We start from the raw sequence: 18,312 nt of genomic DNA, 5'->3' as shown, positions 1-18,312 counted from the left end.
TCATCGCCTGGCCCGAGGCCCGCGCCACCGTGCTGGACGCCTATGCCGGTTTCTCGCCCAAACTCGCCGAACTGGCCCGGCCATTTTTCGACAAGGGCTGGATCGATGCCGCCGTCACGCCCGGCAAGGCGCCTGGCGCCTTTGCCCATCCCACGGTGACGACCGCGCATCCCTATGTCCTGCTGAACTATCTCGGCAAACCGCGCGACGTGATGACGCTGGCCCACGAACTGGGCCACGGGGTCCATCAGCGGCTGGCGGCGGATCAGGGCGAATTGCTGGCCGCGACGCCGCTGACGCTTGCCGAAACCGCATCGGTCTTTGGCGAGATGCTGACCTTCCGCGCGCTGCTGGCCAAGACCACCGATCCGGCACAGAAAAAGACCCTGCTGGCTGGCAAGGTCGAGGACATGATCAACACCGTCGTCCGACAGATCGCCTTTTACGATTTCGAATGCAAGCTGCACGCGGCCCGCGCCGAGGGGGAACTGACCCCCGACGACATCAACGCCCTGTGGATGAGCGTGCAGGCCGAAAGCCTTGGCCCGGTCTTCGATTTCATGCCGGGCTATGAAACCTTCTGGACCTATGTGCCCCATTTCGTCCATTCGCCGTTCTACGTCTATGCCTATGCCTTCGGCGACGGGCTGGTGAACGCGCTTTACGCGGCCTACGAGGACGGGTTGCCGGACTTTCAGGCGAAGTATTTCGACATGCTGGCGGCAGGCGGGTCCAAGCACCACAGCGAATTGCTGGCGCCCTTCGGGCTGGACGCATCCGATCCGGCCTTCTGGGACAAGGGCCTGTCGATGATCGAGGGTTTCATCGACGAATTGGAAGCACTGGAGGCGTGATCCGCCGCCCCGCGACCGGCGACCTTGCTGCCGAATGCGCCGCCACCGGTGTCACGTCACTCTGTTGCGCCCCTTGTCCTTTTTCCTCTCCTTCGCGGGGCGCTTTGTCATGGTTCTGCCCGCCCGCTGCGCTATGCTGGCGCAGGGACACATGACGGAGACCGGATGCTGAAACGGATCCTTCTGGGAGCAGCGGTTCTGATCGTGGCCGGGCTGGCCGCCTTTCTTGCCTTCGCGCCCGCCTATGTCGAACGGTCGCTGAACCCGATGACCATGCCCGATCAAGGCTGGCCCGTCAGCGCCGAGGCCCGCGCGCTGCATGACCGCCTGATCATCGGCGACTGGCATGCCGATCCACTGCTGTGGGACCGCGATATCCTGACGCGCGTGGACCGCGGCCATACCGATGTGCCGCGCCTGCTGGAAGGCAATGTCGCGGTGCAGGTCTTTACCACCGTCACCAAAAGCCCGCGCGGCCAGAACTATGACCGGAACAGCGCCGATGCCCCCGACAACATCACGCCGCTGTTCATCGGCCAGTTGCGGCCGGTCCGGTCCTGGTTCTCGCTGAAGGAACGCGCGCTGGTCCAGGCCAGGGCCCTGCGCGATGCGGCCGCGCGCGCGCCCGACAGGCTGCGGCTGATCCGGACGCGCGGCGATATGGACGCGCTTCTGGCCCTGCGCGCGAATGGCACAAAGGTTCTGGGCGCGATCCTGGGCAGCGAGGGCGGCCACCCGCTGGAGGGCGAACTGGCCAATCTGGACGTTCTCTACGCTGCCGGGTTCCGGCTGATCGGACTGACGCATTTCTTTGACAACGAATTGGGCGGCAGCCTGCATGGCGAGGGCGGCGCCGACGCCGGCCTGACCGATTTCGGCCGGCAGGTGGTTCAGGCGATGATGGACAGAGGCATGATCATCGACCTGGCCCACGCCGCGCCGCAACTGGTCCGCGACGTGCTGGCGATTGACGGCACCCGCCCGATCCTGTCCCACACCGGCATCCGCAGCCAATGCGACAGCAGCCGCAACCTGCCCGACGATCTTGTCACCCGGATCGGGCGGAAAGGCGGGCTGATCGGAATCGGCTTCTGGTCGGACGTGAATTGCGGTGGCACGCCCGAAGACATCGCTGCCTCGATCCGGGCCGCGATCGCGCTCGTGGGCGAGGATCGGGTTTCGCTGGGCTCGGACTACGATGGCTCGGTCGATGCGCCTTTCGACGCCGCGCATCTGGTCGCGCTGACGCAGGCTCTGATGGATGCGGGGCTGACCGACGACCAGATCGCCAAGGTGATGGGCGGCAACATGATGCGCTATCTGCGCGAAACCCTGCCGGGAGACGAGACATGAAACGCGGTGCGTTGCTGAATGCCGAATTGTCGGGGCTGGTCGCCGCGATGGGCCATGGCGATCTTCTGGTAATCGGCGACGCGGGCCTGCCGGTGCCGCCGGACGTGCGGGTGATCGACCTGGCCGTGACCGGCGGCGTTCCCAGGCTGTTTGCCGTTCTGGATGCCGTGCTGAGCGAACTGGTGGTCGAGCGTTCGGCCATCGCCAGCGAGGCTGCGCCCGAACTGGACCGGGCCTTTCGCGCGCGCAGCATCGGGCAGATCGAAACGTTGCCTCATGCCGATTTCAAGGCCCTGACGCATCGGGCCCGTGCCCTTGTGCGGACGGGCGAGTTCACGCCCTACGCCAATATCGGCCTCTGGTCCGGCGTGGCGTTCTAGGGAAAGCCATCGCCGGCCGAACGGCGCGCCTCGGGGACTTGCGGCCCCGGCCCAACCGGTTATTCTCGAAAGAACGGGGGTTGTTCCGATGCGCGCGATCACTTTTCTTTCCCTGCTGATCCTGCCGCTGCCGGCGCAGGCTTTCATCGCCCAGAACGGCATGGATGCGCGCCGGATCGGCCCGACTGAAATCGCCGTCCAATTCGAAAGCTGGGCGCGAGAAACCGATTACTGGTGCGCTGCGGGCGATTTCGCCGAACGCCGGCTGAACCTCTCGGGCAAGACCCGCCTGTGGCGTGCCACGCCCAGGCCGCGCGAGGCCGGGCTCGGCATCGTCTTCACATTGGACCCGGCGAAAAAGGCCGATGGCGCGGGCCTGTCGCAATTCGGAAAGGGTCCGCGCGACGGCTCACTTTCGGTCGGCGCGGCCGTCGGCAACCATTGCCGCAGGGTGTGGCCTTTTTGGCTGGACTGAACAGGCAGGCGGCGAGGCCTGGTCAATTCTCTGGTGCGAAAACGGGCCTGATCCGTCTGACCATCCCGTGATCTGCGCAACTTTGCGCGTCGCCATCCGTTCCTGAGTGAAGCAGTCGCGTACGGCTGTCCAATTCTCAGGAGGACGACGATGAAGACCATTACTCTCACCGCCGCAATTGCAATGCTCGCCGGGGGCGCCGCCCTTGCCCAGACTGCCGACATGTCACCGATGATCGATGCCTCTGATCAGTCTGTATCCAACGGCGTTGTCAGCGCAGCCAAGGTCGTGGCACCCGCCAATGGCTGGCTGGTCGTCCACCGCACCGATTCCGAGATGAAGCCGGGCCCCGTCGTGGGTTACGCGCCGGTTCGTGAAGGTGAAACCTCCGACGTGGCCGCGATCCTGACCGAAGAGGTCGCATCGGGCGACATGCTGATGCTGATGGTCCATGGCGATGAGGGCGGCAGCAAGACCGGCATGTTCGAATATTCCCTGGGCGCCAAGGAAGACGGCCCGATCCGGGTGGACGAAAAGCCGGTGATGACCACGATCACTGCGCAGTAACCGGCCCGCATCCAGCAGGCCTCGGCCCTCCGTGCCCTTGGCGCGGAGGGCCGTTTTCGCATTCGGCTTTCACAGCGGACCAGCGTTCCTGATGCCCTTTGGAAAAGGATCGCCGCGATAGCGCCGCCCATTGATGCGACGCCAACAGCATGACCGGCGTTCCCATCCTCTCTATCGCTGAATGTGTTACAGGAGCGCTGATGGACATTGGTCGATCAAGCCGCTGAACTGTGTGAGACCGTGGCGACTTCACCTGGCATATCCGGCGGGCGAGCCTCGCCACCGACTGCCAGCCGCAGTTCACGCGCGATCACCCATCCATCTTCAACGCCTGAATGAACGCCGTCTGCGGAATTTCCACTTTCCCGAACTGGCGCATCTTCTTCTTGCCGGCCTTCTGCTTTTCCAGCAGCTTCTTCTTGCGCGTGGCATCGCCGCCGTAGCATTTGGCGGTCACGTCCTTGCGCATGGCCGACAGGGTCTCGCGCGCGATGACGCGGCTGCCGATGGCGGCCTGGATCGGGATCTTGAACATGTGGCGCGGAATCAGCTCTTTCAGCTTTTCGACCATGACCCGGCCGCGCGATTCCGCGCGGTCGCGGTGGACCATGATCGACAGCGCGTCCACCGGCTCGTCATTCACCAGGATCGACATCTTGACCAGGAAATCCTCGCGGTATTCGCTGATCTGGTAGTCAAAGCTGGCATAGCCCTTGGTCACCGATTTCAGCCGGTCGTAGAAGTCGAAGACGACCTCGGCCAGGGGCAGGTCATAGACGACCATCGCGCGGGAACCGGCATAGGTCAGATCCAGCTGGATGCCGCGCCGGTCCTGGCACAGTTTCAGAACGTCGCCCAGGTAATCGTCGGGCACCATGATCGTGGCCTTGATGCGCGGCTCCTCGATATGGTCGACCAGGGTCAGGTCGGGCATGTCGGCGGGGTTGTGCAATTCGCGCATCTCGCCGTCGCGCATGTGCAGCCGGAAAACGACGCTGGGCGCGGTGGTGATCAGGTCCAGATCATATTCGCGTTCCAGCCGGTCGCGGATCACCTCCAGGTGCAACAGCCCCAGAAAGCCGCAGCGGAAGCCGAAGCCAAGCGCGGCCGAAGTCTCCATTTCGGAGCTGAAGCTGGCGTCGTTCAGGGCCAGTTTCTCGATCGCGTCGCGCAGCGCCTCGAAATCGTTCGCATCGACCGGAAACAGCCCGCAGAACACCACCGGTTGCGAGGGTTTGAAACCCGGCAGGGCGGTGGCGGCGGGCTTTTTCTCGTGCGTGATCGTATCGCCGACACGGGTGTCGCGAACCTGCTTGATGGATGCGGTGAAAACGCCGATCTCGCCCGGCCCCAGTTCCGCGATGTCCTTCATCGCAGGCGTCAGCACCGCCAGCTTGTCCAGCCGGTAGGTGGCGCCGGTCTGCATCATCTTGACCTGATCGCCCTTGCGGATGGTGCCGTCCATGACCCGGATCATCACGACGACGCCCAGATAGCTGTCATACCAGGAATCGACCAGCATCGCCTTCAAGGCCGCGTCGGCATCTCCCGTCGGCGCGGGCAAGCGCTGCACGATCGCCTCCAGCACATCAGGGATGCCGAGGCCGGTCTTGGCGCTGATCGGGATCGCCTGGCTGGCGTCGATGCCGATCACGTCCTCGATCTGCGCCTTGACGCGATCGGGCTCGGCGGCGGGCAGGTCGATCTTGTTCAGGACCGGGACGATCTCGTGATCGGCGTCGATGGCCTGATAGACATTGGCCAATGTCTGCGCCTCGACCCCCTGGGTCGCGTCCACGACCAGCAGCGATCCTTCGACGGCGCGCATGGACCGGCTGACCTCGTAGGCGAAATCGACATGGCCCGGCGTGTCGATCAGGTTCAGGATATAGGTCTGGCCGTCCTGCGCCGGATAGGCGATGCGGACCGTATTGGCCTTGATGGTGATGCCGCGTTCGCGCTCGATATCCATGGCGTCCAGCATCTGGGCCTTCATGTCGCGTTCGGCGACGGTGCCGGTCAGCTGGATCAGCCGGTCGGCCAGCGTGGATTTGCCGTGGTCGATATGGGCCACGATCGAGAAATTGCGGATCAGGGACAGCTTGGTCATGGCGCGGCTATACAGGGGCGTCATGCCCGCGAAAAGAGGATTTCGCAAGGCCGCTGGCGAGGCTGCCGCCGCCCCGGTTTCCCGTCTTTCAGCCTGGCCGCGCGACGCTGCCGGCGGGGATCCGGCGCGCGGCGCGATTCAGCCGCGCCTCGCGCCACATCGTATAGCCGCCCGCGACGGCAATAATGGCAGCCCCCGTCAGCATCCAGCCATCGGGGCGTTCGGCAAAGACCAGCAATCCCAGGATGATGGCGAAGACCAGCCGGGAATAGCGGAAGGGTGCGATCGCGCCGATCTCTCCGATCCGGGTCGCGATCACCATGGTCAGATAGCCGAACAGCCCGAAGATCAGCGAGGCCGCCATCAGGCCCCATTGTGCGGGGTCGGGCGCGATCAGCGGCTGTCCTCCGACGACGACCAGCGCGGCCCCGGCCAGCGACATCGACCCGAAGGCCGAGGCCGTCAGCAGCCCCGACCCGATGGAGGCAGGCAGCCGTCGCGTGACCAGATCGCGCACCGCCAGAAACAGCACCGCGACCAGGGCCAGCACCGATCCCGGCTGAAACGCATCCGTCCCCGGCCGCACGATCATCAGCACGCCCAGGAACCCCGCACCGATGGAAGCCCAGCGGCGCCAACCGACTTTTTCGCCCAGGATCAGCGCCGCGCCAAGCGTCATCAGCAAAGGCAGCGCCTGCAGGATGGCCGAGGCGATGGCCAGATCGCCGATCGAAATGGCGGTCAGGAAGAAGACGCCGCAGACCGCCTCGCAAAGGTTGCGCAGCAATACGCCGGGATGGATCAGATCGCGCCAGCGCAGTCCCTCGGGGCCCAGGGCAACCCAGGCGCCGAAGGCGACCATCCCGCCAAAGCCCAGCAGCAGCAGAAGCTGTCCGATCGACAGATCCGAGGACAGGAATTTCAGCAGCGCGTCCTCGAAGGCAAAGCCCGCCATCGCCAGCGTCATCAGCAGGGCCGCCCGGGCATTGACGCTCATGGCACGGCCTCGATCTGCGTGATCAGGTCAGGCAGATCCGCGATTCTGTCCAGATGATGCAGGCGCGGATCCGGGCCCGGGTCGGCATGTTCGGCGGCCCAGGTCATCTGGTGTGGAATGAAGACGCCATGTCCGCCCAGTGAAATCACCGGCAGGACATCGCTTTTCATCGAATTGCCCGCCATCACGAAACCGCCCGAGGCGATGCCGAGACGGTCCAGGACGCGGGCATAGGCCGCGGGCGTCTTTTCGGCCAGAATCTCGATCGCCGCGAAACGTCCGGCAAGGCCCGAGGCGGCGATCTTGCGTTCCTGATCGATCAGATCCCCCTTGGTGATCAGCACCAGGCGCCGCCCCGACAGCGCGTCCAGCGCAGCCTCGACTCCCTCGATCAGCTCGACCGGATGGGCCAGCATGTCCCGTCCCAGTTCAAGGATGCGACCGATGGCCTGGCCGTCGATCCGCCCGTCGGTCAGTTCGATCGCGGTCTGCACCATCGACAGCACGAAGCCCTTGATGCCGAAACCATATCGTTCAAGATTCGCGCATTCGACCTCATAGAGCCTGCCCGCGATGTCGTCGATCTCGGCATGATCCGCCAGAAGCGATGCGAATTCGGCCTCGGTGACGCGAAAGAAGGTCTCGTTCTCCCATAGCGTATCATCCGCATCCAGCCCGATTGCCTCGATCATGTCATCCTCCGTCCGGCAGCGCAGCGGAACCATGCAGCGCGCGCAAAGTCAAACCGCAGCGAATTGTCCGGTCGCTCCGGATCGGGACCACGACACAAGATATTGATGAGGCCGCGCTGTCAGCGCAACAATTCCTCACGTCCCGGTGATTGAGCCCGAATGAGCTTTTTGCTATGTCTGGTGGTGCAGAAAGGGCATTCCAGATCGGGAAAAACCGGCCATGCCCGCTTTCATGAGGATCAGGAAACCGAGGAGACAGTTCCATGCTCAACCGCATCGCGATCGCGGCATCCGCCGTGATGATGACAGCGCCGCTTGCCATGTCCGGCCCTATCGACACCGCCTGTGTGCGATCCGACCGCGCCCGCGGCAACGCGCCGCTTTGCGGCTGCATCCAGCAGGTCGCGGACCAGACCCTGTCGCGTTCAGACCAGCGCCGCGCGGCCGCGTTCTTCCGCGATCCGAATCAGGCGCAGGCCGTGCGGATGTCGAAACGCGATGCCGACAACGCGTTCTGGGCGCGCTACAAGCGTTTCGCCGGCAGGGCCGAGGCCCTTTGCCGCTGACGCATGCGGATCACGGTCCTGACCGGCGCGGGCATTTCCGCTGAAAGCGGCCTGGCCACCTTCCGCGCCGGCACGGGATTGTGGGAACGGCACCGGATCGAGGATGTGGCGACACCGGGGGGTTTTGCCCGCGACCCGGCGCTGGTCCATCGCTTCTACAATGAACGACGGCAGAAGGCAGCCGGCGCGCAGCCCAATGCTGCCCATCGGGCCCTGGCCCGGCTGTCGCGGAACCATGACGTGACATTGGTGACGCAGAATGTGGAAGATCTTCACGAACGCGGCGGCTGCGCCGATGTGATCCACATGCATGGCCGCCTGAGCCGCGCGCGCTGTGCCGCCTGCGGGGCGTGCTGGGATGCGCCGATGACGATGACATCCGAGGACGGCTGCCCCGGCTGCGGGGCAAGGCGGACCCGACCCGACATCGTCTGGTTCGGCGAGATCCCCTGTCACATGCAGCGGATCTGGCAGGCTTTGGCGCATAGCGACCTTTTCGCAGCCATCGGAACGTCGGGAAATGTCTATCCGGCCGCCGGTTTCGCCCGGCACGCCGCCCGGATGGGCGCGGAATGCGTCGCCCTCAACCTGGAAGCCGGCGCCAATGCTCCGGACTTCGACCGCCAGATTCTGGGCCCGGCCTCGCGGATCGTGCCCGAGTGGGTCGCCTCGCTGCCCGCCTGAGGCGAAATTCCTTGCGCCGCGACGGCCCGATCGGCTATGCCCCGGGCTGCCTCGGTTCCGGGTTCGCGCCCGGTGAAAAGGGAACGCGGTGCAATTCCGCGGCTGCCCCCGCAACTGTCAGCGGAGAGCGAGGCCGGAGAATGCCACTGTCCGCCGAATTCGCGGATGGGAAGGCCCGGCCAAGCCTTGACCCGCAAGCCAGGAGACCTGCCCAGGCGATCACCCCAAGGACATGCGGGGCGCATGTGCTTGACGGATCGTCCGTTGTGGTGATGTTCGCCGTCCGGAAAGCCCTTCCGGACAGACCGCATCCCGCCCCGGCATCCGTCCGGGCGACCCGGAAGGGACATCATGAAACGCCTAGCCATCCTGGCCGCAATCGCCGCCGCCCCCCCCGCCCTTGGCCAGCAGACGCCGTATGTATTGCCGGAAATCACCCTGACCGCCAATCGCGAGCAGACCGAAATCGGTCGCTCTGGCAGTTCGGTTTCGGTAATCGGTGCGGCCGCGCTGGCCGATCGCACCGCCCAGCCGATCGCCGACAGCATCGCCGAACTGCCCGGCGTGGCGATCCGCCAGTCCGGGCCGCTGGGCACGACCGGCGCGCTTCAGGTGCGCGGCGCACCGCCCGAATATACGCCGGTCCTGATCGACGGAATCGACGTTTCGGACCCGGCGGCGGGCCAGCCCTATTTCGATATCGGCGGACTGATCACGGCCGGCGTCGGCCGGATCGAATTGCTGCGCGGCACGCAATCGGCGCTTTACGGATCGCGCGCCATCGCCGGCGTGTTGTCGATCGACACCATGCGCCCGACCGAGGACGGATTGCGCCAGAATTTCGCCATCGAGGCCGGCCAATACCAGACCTTCGCCGCAAGCTACGGCGCGGCTCTGCGCCGTGACGGCACGGACCTGGCCTTCACCGCCAGCCGCGTGACCAGCCAGGGATTTTCCGCCCGCGACGAAAACGACGGCAACTTCGAGACCGACAGCTACAACGCATCGCGCCTGTCCTTCTATGCCGCGCGAGAGCTGCAAAATGGCGGCAAGGTCGGCATCAACGGCTTCTGGGACAAGAGCCGCGCCGAATTCGACGAATTCGGCGGCGACATGACCGGCACGCCGGGCGACGAATACACCACCCGCAAATCCTACGGCCTGCGCGCCTTCGCCGAGGTCACGACCGGATCCATCGATCAAAGCCTTGCCCTGACCCGCTATCGGATCGACCGGAGAAGCTGGTCGAACGGCGTCGAAACGCCCTTCATCGGGTCCCGCACCAAGGTGTCATGGCAGGGCGCGACCGACCTGGGCACGACCGGCGCACGCGCGATCCTTGGCGCCGATACCGAGAAAGAGAAGGCCGATGGCATGGGCGACAGCCGCATCAGCGGGGTCTTTGCCGAAGTTGACGCCCCGATCGGCAGCGATATCGATCTCAGCGCCTCGCTGCGTCGTGACGATCATTCGCGCTTTGGCGGCTTCACCTCGGGCCGGGTCTCGGCCGTCTGGCGGGCACGGCCGGACCTGCTGGTCCGCGCCGCCATCGGAACCGGCTTTCGTGCGCCCTCGCTCTATGAGTTGTTCGGCCCCTACGGCGATGCCGGGCTGGATCGAGAGGAAAGCCGCACCGCCGAGATCGGGGTCGAGAAACGCTGGGGCGATGACAGCTATCTGCGCGCCACCGCCTTTTGGCTTCAGGCCGAGAACCTGATCGGCTTCGATGCCGATGCCACAGCATGCGGCCAGCTTTTCGGTTGCTATGCACAGGTCCAGGGCCAGTCGCGTCGGCGCGGGATCGAACTGGATGGTCGCTGGGCCATCGGCGCGGCCACCGCGATTCGGGGTTCCTATACCTATACCGACAACGCTGCCACGACAGATTGGGCCGAGGCACCCCGCCACGTTCTGAACCTTGGCGCCGAGACCGAAGTCGCCGCCGGCACCAGGGCCGGAATGTCCCTGCATGTCGAGGCCGATCGCCCGCGCGACATGGCCAGCTTCGCGACGCTGGATCTGACCGCCAGCCATCCGCTGCCGAATGGTGCCGACGTCTATCTGCGGGTCGAGAATGTGCTCGACCGCGAATATCAGCAGAACCAGGGCTATGGCACGTCCGACCGGGCCGTCTATGTTGGGCTGCGTGCGGATTTCTGACCTGATATGCGCGGCGGCGGCGCTTCTGGTTGCGGCTCTGCCCGCCGTGGCAGCGCCGCGGCGGGTGGTATCGATGAATCTGTGCACCGACCAGGTTGCGATGTTGCTGGCCGCGCCGGGCCAGCTGATTTCGGTCAGCGATCTGGCGCAGGATCCGCGCATGTCGCCGATGGCGGACGCGGCGCAGGCCTATGACGTGAATTATGGCCGGGCCGAGGAAATCTATCTGATGCGCCCGGACCTGGTCATCGCGGGCCAGTTCGCATCCTCGGCGACGGTCTCCATGCTGCGCCGGCTGGGAATCCGGGTCGAGGTCCGCGACCCCGCCGAAAGCATCGCCGCCATTCGCGACGAGATCGCCGGGATCGGCGCGCTGCTGGGACGCGAATCCCGCGCCCGAACCGTGATCGCGGATTTCGACGCCCGCCTCGCCGCGCTGCGCCGTGCTCCGGGCCGCGACCGCGCCGCCCTGTATTATGCGAATGGCTTCACCTCGGGTCGCGGCACGCTGGCGGGCGAGATCCTGGACGCAGCGGGGTATCGCAACATCGCCAGCGATTACGGCATCGAGAATACCGCGCCGCTGCCGCTGGAGTTGTTGGTCATGTCGCAGCCCGACCGCCTCATCACGGGCGCGCGATGGCCGGGAAGATCACGAAGCGAGGCCATCCTGGACCATCCCGCGCTGTCCGAGGCGACGGATCGCAGAGCCGATGTCACCGATCGCGACTGGGTCTGTGGCACGCCTTTCATCCTGCGCGCCGTCGAAGGGTTGGAATGAAGCCTCTTTTCGTCATCCTCGCTGTTCTCGCCACCGCGCTTTTCCTGGTTTCGCTGCTGACCGGTCCGGCGGGGCTGGGCGCGTGGCGCGGCCTGTCGGCGCTGATGTTCGGCGGCGAAGGCCCGGCGCCCATCGTGATGCGCGAAATCCGCCTGCCGCGGGCCATGCTGGGGCTGCTGATCGGCAGCGGACTCGGGCTGACGGGCGCGGCCCTGCAAGGCTATCTGCGCAACCCGCTGGCCGAGCCGGGGTTGATCGGCGTGTCGGGCATGGCGGCACTTGGCGCGGTGATCGCGATCCAGACCGGGCTGTCGCTATCTGCCCCGCTGGCGCTGCCGCTGGTGGCGCTGGCCGGAGCGGCCATGGGCGTCGGCCTGCTGGTGGCGCTGGCCGGGCCGCGCGGAGGTTCGGTGACGCTGATCCTTGCCGGCGTCGCCATCTCGGCGCTGGCGGGGGCGGGCACGGCGCTGGTTTTGAACCTGTCGCCCAATCCCTACGCCGCCAACGAGATCGTGTTCTGGCTGATGGGATCGCTGGCCGATCGCTCGATGGTGCATGTCTGGCTGGTCCTGCCGCCCATGCTGCTGGGCGCGGCGCTGATCCTGTCGGCGGGGCGGCCGCTGGATGCGCTGACCCTTGGCGAAGGCGCGGCGGCGGCGATGGGCGTCTCGCCTCCGTGGCTGCGCTGGCGGATGATCGCGGGCGTCGCGCTGATCGTCGGTCCGGCCACGGCGGTGGCGGGCGCGATCGGTTTCGTCGGCCTTGTCGTTCCCCACGTCATGCGGCCCTGGGTCGGCGCGCGCCCCTCGGTCCTGCTGGCGGCCTCGGCGCTTGGCGGGGCGATCCTGCTGCTGGCGGCCGATGTCGCGGTGCGTCTGATCCTGCCCGAACGCGATCTGAAACTGGGCGTCCTGACCGCCATCGTCGGTGCGCCGCTGTTCCTGCACCTGATCTGGAAAACCCGCAGCGGGGGGCGCGTCTGATGCTGCTGGCGCTTGCGAACCTTGCCGTCACCCGTCGCAATCGCCCGGTGCTGCGCGGCATCGACCTGACCTTGCAAGAGGGCGAGGTGGTCGGGCTGATCGGCCCCAACGGTGCCGGAAAATCCACGCTGATGGAGGCCGCGCTGGATCTGATCCCCTTCAGCGGCGCGTCCTCGCTGGCCTCGATGACGGCGCGCGATCGGGCCCGCGCGGCCGCCTTTCTGCCCCAATCGCGCGAAATCGCCTGGCCCGTCAGCGTCGAGGATCTGATCGCGCTTGGGCGCATTCCCTGGCCCGGCGGCGGCCGCAGCGCCGCCGACCGCGACGCCATCGAGGCCGCCATCGCGCGCATGGGCCTTGCACCGTTCCGCAAACGCACCGCGCTGCGCCTGTCCGGGGGGGAACAGAACCGCGTCCTGGTCGCGCGGGCGCTGGCCCAGGACACCCCCCTTCTGATTGCGGACGAACCCATCGCCGGTCTCGATCCGGCACAGCAACTGGCCTGCCTGCGCCTGTTCCGCGATCTGGCGTCCGGGGGCCGGGGCATCCTGACCTCGATTCACGATCTGGGCCTTGCCGCCCGCTTCTGCAGCAGGCTGGTCCTTCTGGCCGAGGGCCGCATCCTGGCCGACGGCCCGCCCGACCGGGTGCTGGACGACGCGCTGCTGAACCGGGCCTTCGGCATCACCGCGCGTCGCATCGAGACGCCGGATGGACCCGCCATCCTGCCAGTGTGACCGCCGGCGCAATTCTCAGCCGAAAGCGGCCAGAACCTCGTCCGTCAGCGCGGCCATCTCGTCGCGCGCCACGCCGTTTCGGGCGCGTTCGGCAACGCCGAGGCCCTGGCCCAGCGTCTCGGCATAGGCGACGCGGTTGGCGACCTGCGTGCCGGCCACATCGGCGCCCAGATCGGCCGCCTTCCGGGCCACCTCGACCGACAGGCGCGTATGCGGCCGGACCCGGTTCAGCACCACCAGAACCGGCGATTTCTCGCGCCGCGCCAGATCCAGCACACCCTCGGTCGCCCACAGATCGACATGGCTGGTGGCGACCGGAACCAGAACCAGATCGGCGACCCGAAGCGCGGGGCGCAGGTCACTGTCGATCTTGGGCGGCGTGTCCACGATCACGTAATCGAAACGCTTCTTCAGCTTCTCGGATTCGTAGCTGGCCCCCCAGGCCGATGAGGTCGAGAAATCCATGGCCTCGTCCTCGCCCTGCGCCTGAAGCCGCTCGATGAACCAGCGGCCCATGCTGCCTTGCGGATCGGTATCGACCAGGGCGACGGAATGGCCGCGCTGATGCAGGCACACGGCCAGATTGATCGCCAGGGTGGTTTTCCCCGAGCCGCCCTTCTGCTGGGCGACGGTGATGATCCTGCCTGCCATCGCTGCCTCCTCGTCACGCGCTTTCCAAAACGTATCGGGCCGGTTCAGCGATTGCACGGGCTATCTTGCGGGCCGCGACATCAATCGCCGAAAACTGCCTGAACCTCGTACATCACCGGCTCGAAGCTTTTGCACATCGCATGGATCTCGCGGTTGCGGCGACGCATCTCGTCGCTACGCAGCATCGCCTGATAATCCTTGCGGTCGCGCCACTGCGAATAGGTGGCGATCCGGGTCTGCGCGTCGTTCAGGTGAACCGCGCCGGCGATGAAGCCGGGTTGCCGGCGGATCACCTGATCCCAGGCGGCGGTCAGCATCTCAAGCACGTCCTGCGCGCTGCCGGGCGTCACCTCGAAGGTGGTGATCACGGTCTGGCCGTCGAATTCGGTCCTGATATCGGGCATGGCTGGCCCCTCCTCTGCTGACGCATCCCGGCGCCCAGCCTAGGGGGAAATCCGCAGCACGCAAAGTGGCAACTGCGCGGCATTGCCGGCGCTCGCGCCAGGGTGCATGGTCGGCGCGGGCGGCAAAGGAGGCATTGCATGATCCCGGTGTTCGATGGTCACAACGATTTCATCCAGCGCGTCGTCGCGGCGGGCGAGGACGGGGCGCGGATCTGGCTGGAAGGCGACGGGACCGGCCATCTGGATCTGCCACGCGCCAGGGCGGGCGGGCTGGTCGGCGGATTTTTCGCTCTCTGGGTGCCTTCGCCCGCCAATCCCAATGATGTCGAATCCATCGCGCTGATGCAGGATCCGCCCTTTCACCTGCCGCTGCCCGACGAGATCGCGCATGACAGCGCCCTGCCATTCGCCTTCCGGCAGGCGGCGGCACTGAAGATGCTGGAACGCACCGGCACGCTGGAGGTCGTGACCAGCGCCACCGGTCTGCGCCGCGCGATCGCCGAAAATCGCTTCGCCGCGGTCATGCACATGGAGGGGGCCGAAGCGATCCGCGACATGGATGCGCTGCATCTGTGGCACGCGGCGGGACTGCGATCGCTGGGACCGGTCTGGTCGCGGCCCACGGCCTACGGTGAAGGCGTGCCCTTTGCCTATCCGGCCGGCCCCGATATCGGCGCGGGACTGACACCGCAGGGGCGCGATCTGGTCCGCGAATGCAACGTCTTGCGGATCATGCTGGATCTGTCGCATCTGAACGAGGCCGGGTTCGATGATGTGGCACGCCTGTCCGACGCGCCGCTGGTAGCCAGCCACAGCTGCGTGCATGCTATCTGCCCCTCGGCCCGCAACCTGACCGACCGCCAGTTGCAGGTCATCCGCGACAGCGGCGGGCTGGTCGGGCTGAACTATGCCTCCAGCTTTCTGCGCGAGGACGGCAAGCGGCTGCCGTTAAAGGGCTTTGATACGATCCTGCGCCATCTCGATCGCCTGCTGGCGGTCCTGGGCGAGGACGGAGTCGGCCTGGGTTCGGATTTCGACGGTGCGCTGATGCCCGAGGAACTGGCCGACGCGGCCGCCCTGCCCGCCCTGATCCGCGCGATGGAGGCGCATGGCTATGGCGACGCCTTGATTCGCAAGATCGCCGGTGAAAACTGGATTTCCCTGCTGGCGCGGGTCTGGGGCAACTGACCCCGACGGCCGGTTCATCACCCGGCCATCATGGGCGCGGCCTCCCCGATGCCCGCGCCTCGGCGATCCGGGCCGCGCTACTCGGTCGCCTGCGCCTCGCCATTTACCGGCGCGGCCTGGGCCAGCGCCACCATCTGCGCCAGTTCGGGATCGGCGTTCAGATCGGCCAGCGCAAATGTTCCGGTCAGCGCATCAGGTGACAAACGGATATTCTTGACCACCTGAGGCCCCGGCGCCGCGGGACCGTAGGTCTTGCCGTTCACCGCGAAATAGATGGCGCCCGAATTGCCCGTGCGCAGCACCGGCGGTTCTTCCAGCTTGGGCAGGCTGAAGCGTTCGCCGGCATCCATGATCTTTTCCAGCAGCACCGTCCCGTCCGAGGTGGTGACCCGCACCCAGGCGGGCCGGGCGGCCAGCAACTGAAGCTCGGGCGCATCCGCCGCCATCGTGACCGAGTGCTGGCTTTCCGGCATCTGCGGTCCGTATTCCACCGCCTCGCCCGCCCCGGCCGAGGCCAGCGCACGCTGGATCGCGTCCGCCCCTTCGGCGGAACCGGCCGTCATGTCGCCGCCTTGCGCCGTCGCCGTTTGCCGTGCAAGCCCCGGATCGATGGCCGCGATCGGGCCGTCGCGAGAAGTCAGCACCGGCGCCTCCAGAATCTGCGGCCGGTAGATCCGGTCAAGTCCCTCGGGCTGCGGCAGATTCTGCGCGATTTCAGCGGTATCGCCACTTTCGAGCAACGGCACCGACATTCCGGCGCCGGCAGCCGGATCCAGTTCCGTCACCACGCCTGGGGTGGTTTCGCCCGGCGTCAGCGTCACCCGCTGCACCTCTTGCAGCACGGCCCAGCCGCCATAGGCCAGCCCGCCCATGATCGCGATCAGCACCAGGACCGAGCCCATCGCCCGGGGTTCGATCTGCGTCCAGAAGCTTTCGCGCTGAGGAAGGAACAAGGCATGAGGATTGGCCAGCGCCTCGGCCGGTTCCGACGGCCTGCGCCCGGGTTTCGGCCCCGAGGCCGAGGGCGCCATGCCATGCGTCGGCTGGAAGCCCGATTCAAGACAGAAGCGGCGGAAGGTCCAGTCCGGGTCCATGCCCAGATACCGCGAATAGGATCGCACATAGCCCGAGATGAAGCTGGGCGTATCGAAAGCCGTGATGTCGCAATTCTCGATCGCGGCGACATAGGAGGCCCGGATCCGCAATTCGCGCTGCACATCCAGCAGCGATTTGCCCAGCGTCGCCCGCTCGCCGCGCATGATGTCGCCGAGACGTGTGTCGTCATCGAGGAAATGGTCCACTTCCTCCACCTGCATCAACTCCTCTGCCGGGATTTCAGCCCGCAGCCTGCTCATTCCTGCCTGCCTCTTTGCCCGCTGACCGTATCGCCCGAATCGGAACGATATCCTGCCTTGTTTAAACCAAGGTTATCACGGACGCGAGAGCAGTTCACCCGTCGATTGTGTCACGCGCTCATTTCGGCGCGATTCAACGCACAATGCGACCAAAGTGCATCCATCGCCCGCACCAGCTGATCAATTCGTCCAGGATCGTGCACTGGCGAGGGCGTGAACCGCAGGCGCTCGGTGCCGCGCGGCACCGTGGGAAAGTTGATCGGTTGCACGTAGATGCCGTAATCGCGCAGCAACATATCGGACAATTGCTTGCAGTGGACCGGGTGCCCGACATGGACCGGCACGATATGGCTGCCATGATCGATGATGGGCATCCCCAGCGATTGCAGCCGCATTTTCAGGATCTTCGCGTGCAATTGCTGGGCATCGCGCAGCGTCTGCCCTTCGGCCGTCTTCAGCAGCCGGATCGAGGCGGCTGCCCCGGCGGCCACCGCGGGCGGCAGCGAGGTGGTGAAGATGAAGCCCGGCGCGTAGGATCGGATCGCGTCGCACATGGTGGCGCTGGCCGCGATATAGCCGCCGAACACGCCAAAGGCCTTGCCCAGCGTGCCGTTGATGATGTCGATACGCCCCGCCAGCCCGTCGCGTTCCGCCACACCGCCGCCGCGCGGCCCGTACATGCCGACCGCGTGAACCTCGTCCAGATAGGTCAGCGCGCCGAATTCACGGGCCAGATCGCAGATCGCCTCGATCGGTCCGAAATCGCCATCCATGGAATAGATCGATTCGAAGGCGATCAGCTTGGGCGCGGCCGGATCGTCCGCTTCGATCAGTTCGCGCAGATGCGCCACGTCATTGTGGCGAAAGATCCGCTTGGCGCCGCCATTGCGCCGGATCCCCTCGATCAGCGAGGCGTGGTTCAGCGCGTCGGAATAGATGATCAGGCCCGGAAACAGCTTTGGCAGGGTCGAAAGCGTGGCGTCATTGGCGATGTAGGCGCTGGTGAACACCAATGCTGCCTCTTTGCGGTGCAGGTCGGCCAGTTCGGCCTCCAGCCGCTTGTGATAGACGGTGGTGCCGCTGATATTGCGCGTTCCGCCCGACCCGGCGCCGACCGCATCCAGCGCCTCGTGCATCGCGCCCAGGACCGCGGGATGCTGGCCCATGCCCAGATAATCGTTACCGCACCAGACGGTGATGTCCTGTTTCCTGCCATCGGGACGGGTCCAGACGGCCAGGGGAAACTGCCCCTTCGATCGTTCGATATCGATGAATGTGCGATAGCGGCCCTCGTCGTGCAAACGTGCGATGGCCTGATCCAGGGCGGCGTCATAGTCCATGTGCGGGCGTTCCCTTGCGTAGCTGGCTGGGTGCG

At 66.1% G+C, this 18,312-nt stretch carries 19 protein-coding genes and 1 riboswitch; of the genes, 12 read left to right on the top strand and 7 right to left on the bottom strand.

From position 1 onward, the window contains the following. The 5 genes from B4L36_RS14565 to B4L36_RS14545 form a co-directional block, all read left to right on the top strand. A partial coding sequence (locus tag B4L36_RS14565) for a M3 family metallopeptidase (RefSeq protein ID WP_292958642.1) occupies positions 1 to 854 on the top strand: 854 nt, incomplete at its 5' end. A 165-nt stretch (positions 855 to 1,019) separates the two neighbouring features. Continuing rightward, complete coding sequence (locus B4L36_RS14560; RefSeq protein WP_292958640.1) at positions 1,020 to 2,207, top strand: dipeptidase; 1,188 nt, start codon at positions 1,020 to 1,022, stop codon at positions 2,205 to 2,207. After that, complete coding sequence (rbsD, locus tag B4L36_RS14555) at positions 2,204 to 2,587, top strand: D-ribose pyranase (protein WP_292958639.1); 384 nt, start codon at positions 2,204 to 2,206, stop codon at positions 2,585 to 2,587. The genes B4L36_RS14560 and rbsD overlap by 4 nt, the downstream gene beginning before the upstream one ends. 88 nt (positions 2,588 to 2,675) lie before the next feature. Continuing rightward, complete coding sequence (locus B4L36_RS14550; protein ID WP_292958637.1) at positions 2,676 to 3,062, top strand: hypothetical protein; 387 nt, start codon at positions 2,676 to 2,678, stop codon at positions 3,060 to 3,062. A 150-nt stretch (positions 3,063 to 3,212) separates the two neighbouring features. Continuing rightward, the gene (locus tag B4L36_RS14545) at positions 3,213 to 3,629 is read left to right on the top strand and encodes a DUF7282 domain-containing protein (protein WP_292958635.1); all 417 of its coding nucleotides are present in this window, start codon (positions 3,213 to 3,215) and stop codon (positions 3,627 to 3,629) included. A gap of 310 nt (positions 3,630 to 3,939) precedes the next feature. Here B4L36_RS14545 and lepA read toward each other — a convergent pair whose 3' ends face one another. From lepA to B4L36_RS14530, 3 genes are all read right to left on the bottom strand, one after another. Then, positions 3,940 to 5,739, bottom strand: coding sequence for a translation elongation factor 4 (gene lepA / locus B4L36_RS14540; protein ID WP_292958633.1), 1,800 nt, complete (start codon positions 5,737 to 5,739; stop codon positions 3,940 to 3,942). 88 nt (positions 5,740 to 5,827) lie between these two features. Next, the gene (locus tag B4L36_RS14535) at positions 5,828 to 6,736 is read right to left on the bottom strand and encodes a DMT family transporter (protein WP_292958631.1); all 909 of its coding nucleotides are present in this window, start codon (positions 6,734 to 6,736) and stop codon (positions 5,828 to 5,830) included. Continuing rightward, on the bottom strand, positions 6,733 to 7,428 hold the full coding sequence (locus B4L36_RS14530) for an HAD family hydrolase (RefSeq protein ID WP_292958629.1): 696 nt from the start codon (positions 7,426 to 7,428) through the stop codon (positions 6,733 to 6,735). The genes B4L36_RS14535 and B4L36_RS14530 overlap by 4 nt, the downstream gene beginning before the upstream one ends. A gap of 263 nt (positions 7,429 to 7,691) precedes the next feature. Here B4L36_RS14530 and B4L36_RS14525 point away from each other — a divergent pair, with 263 nt between their 5' ends. The 6 genes from B4L36_RS14525 to B4L36_RS14500 all read left to right on the top strand — a co-directional run bounded on the left by B4L36_RS14525 (position 7,692) and on the right by B4L36_RS14500 (position 13,339). Beyond that, complete coding sequence (locus B4L36_RS14525) at positions 7,692 to 7,994, top strand: hypothetical protein (protein WP_292958627.1); 303 nt, start codon at positions 7,692 to 7,694, stop codon at positions 7,992 to 7,994. Positions 7,995 to 7,997: 3 nt separating this feature from the next. Next, the gene (locus B4L36_RS14520) at positions 7,998 to 8,678 is read left to right on the top strand and encodes an NAD-dependent deacylase (protein WP_292958625.1); all 681 of its coding nucleotides are present in this window, start codon (positions 7,998 to 8,000) and stop codon (positions 8,676 to 8,678) included. A 35-nt stretch (positions 8,679 to 8,713) separates the two neighbouring features. Further along, a riboswitch (cobalamin riboswitch) is annotated at positions 8,714 to 8,907 on the top strand. A 122-nt stretch (positions 8,908 to 9,029) separates the two neighbouring features. Continuing rightward, on the top strand, positions 9,030 to 10,838 hold the full coding sequence (locus tag B4L36_RS14515; RefSeq protein WP_292958623.1) for a TonB-dependent receptor plug domain-containing protein: 1,809 nt from the start codon (positions 9,030 to 9,032) through the stop codon (positions 10,836 to 10,838). Next, a complete protein-coding gene (locus B4L36_RS14510; protein WP_292958621.1) occupies positions 10,825 to 11,619 on the top strand; it encodes an ABC transporter substrate-binding protein in 795 nt (264 codons plus the stop codon). The genes B4L36_RS14515 and B4L36_RS14510 overlap by 14 nt, the downstream gene beginning before the upstream one ends. Then, positions 11,616 to 12,602, top strand: coding sequence for a FecCD family ABC transporter permease (locus B4L36_RS14505; protein ID WP_292958619.1), 987 nt, complete (start codon positions 11,616 to 11,618; stop codon positions 12,600 to 12,602). The genes B4L36_RS14510 and B4L36_RS14505 overlap by 4 nt, the downstream gene beginning before the upstream one ends. Further along, positions 12,599 to 13,339, top strand: a complete 741-nt coding sequence (locus B4L36_RS14500; RefSeq protein ID WP_292958666.1) for an ABC transporter ATP-binding protein — start codon at positions 12,599 to 12,601, stop codon at positions 13,337 to 13,339. Before B4L36_RS14505 ends, B4L36_RS14500 begins: the two co-directional genes overlap by 4 nt. A 15-nt stretch (positions 13,340 to 13,354) precedes the next feature. Here B4L36_RS14500 and parA read toward each other — a convergent pair whose 3' ends face one another. Together parA and B4L36_RS14490 are read right to left on the bottom strand one after the other, a co-directional pair. Next, on the bottom strand, positions 13,355 to 13,990 hold the full coding sequence (parA, locus tag B4L36_RS14495; protein ID WP_292958617.1) for a ParA family partition ATPase: 636 nt from the start codon (positions 13,988 to 13,990) through the stop codon (positions 13,355 to 13,357). Between the two features lie 80 nt (positions 13,991 to 14,070). Then, complete coding sequence (locus tag B4L36_RS14490) at positions 14,071 to 14,394, bottom strand: antibiotic biosynthesis monooxygenase family protein (RefSeq protein ID WP_292958615.1); 324 nt, start codon at positions 14,392 to 14,394, stop codon at positions 14,071 to 14,073. 138 nt (positions 14,395 to 14,532) lie between these two features. Between B4L36_RS14490 and B4L36_RS14485 the strand changes: the two genes are divergently transcribed. Continuing rightward, positions 14,533 to 15,582 carry a dipeptidase gene (locus B4L36_RS14485; RefSeq protein WP_292958613.1) on the top strand — a complete coding sequence of 350 codons (1,050 nt, stop codon included), beginning with the start codon at positions 14,533 to 14,535 and terminating at the stop codon, positions 15,580 to 15,582. 77 nt (positions 15,583 to 15,659) lie between these two features. Here the strand turns inward: B4L36_RS14485 and B4L36_RS14480 are convergent, their stop codons facing one another. Together B4L36_RS14480 and hemA are read right to left on the bottom strand one after the other, a co-directional pair. After that, the gene (locus B4L36_RS14480; protein WP_292958611.1) at positions 15,660 to 16,937 is read right to left on the bottom strand and encodes a helix-turn-helix domain-containing protein; all 1,278 of its coding nucleotides are present in this window, start codon (positions 16,935 to 16,937) and stop codon (positions 15,660 to 15,662) included. Positions 16,938 to 17,047: 110 nt separating this feature from the next. Next, a complete protein-coding gene (gene hemA / locus B4L36_RS14475) occupies positions 17,048 to 18,277 on the bottom strand; it encodes a 5-aminolevulinate synthase (RefSeq protein WP_292958609.1) in 1,230 nt (409 codons plus the stop codon). Positions 18,278 to 18,312: the final 35 nt, after the last annotated feature.

The organism is Paracoccus sp. UBA889, assembly GCA_002294185.1.
In the GTDB taxonomy this organism is placed as follows: Bacteria; Pseudomonadota; Alphaproteobacteria; order Rhodobacterales; family Rhodobacteraceae; genus Paracoccus.
Note: the sequence above shows the minus strand (reverse complement) of the source record. Positions and strands in the feature narration are given on the sequence as shown.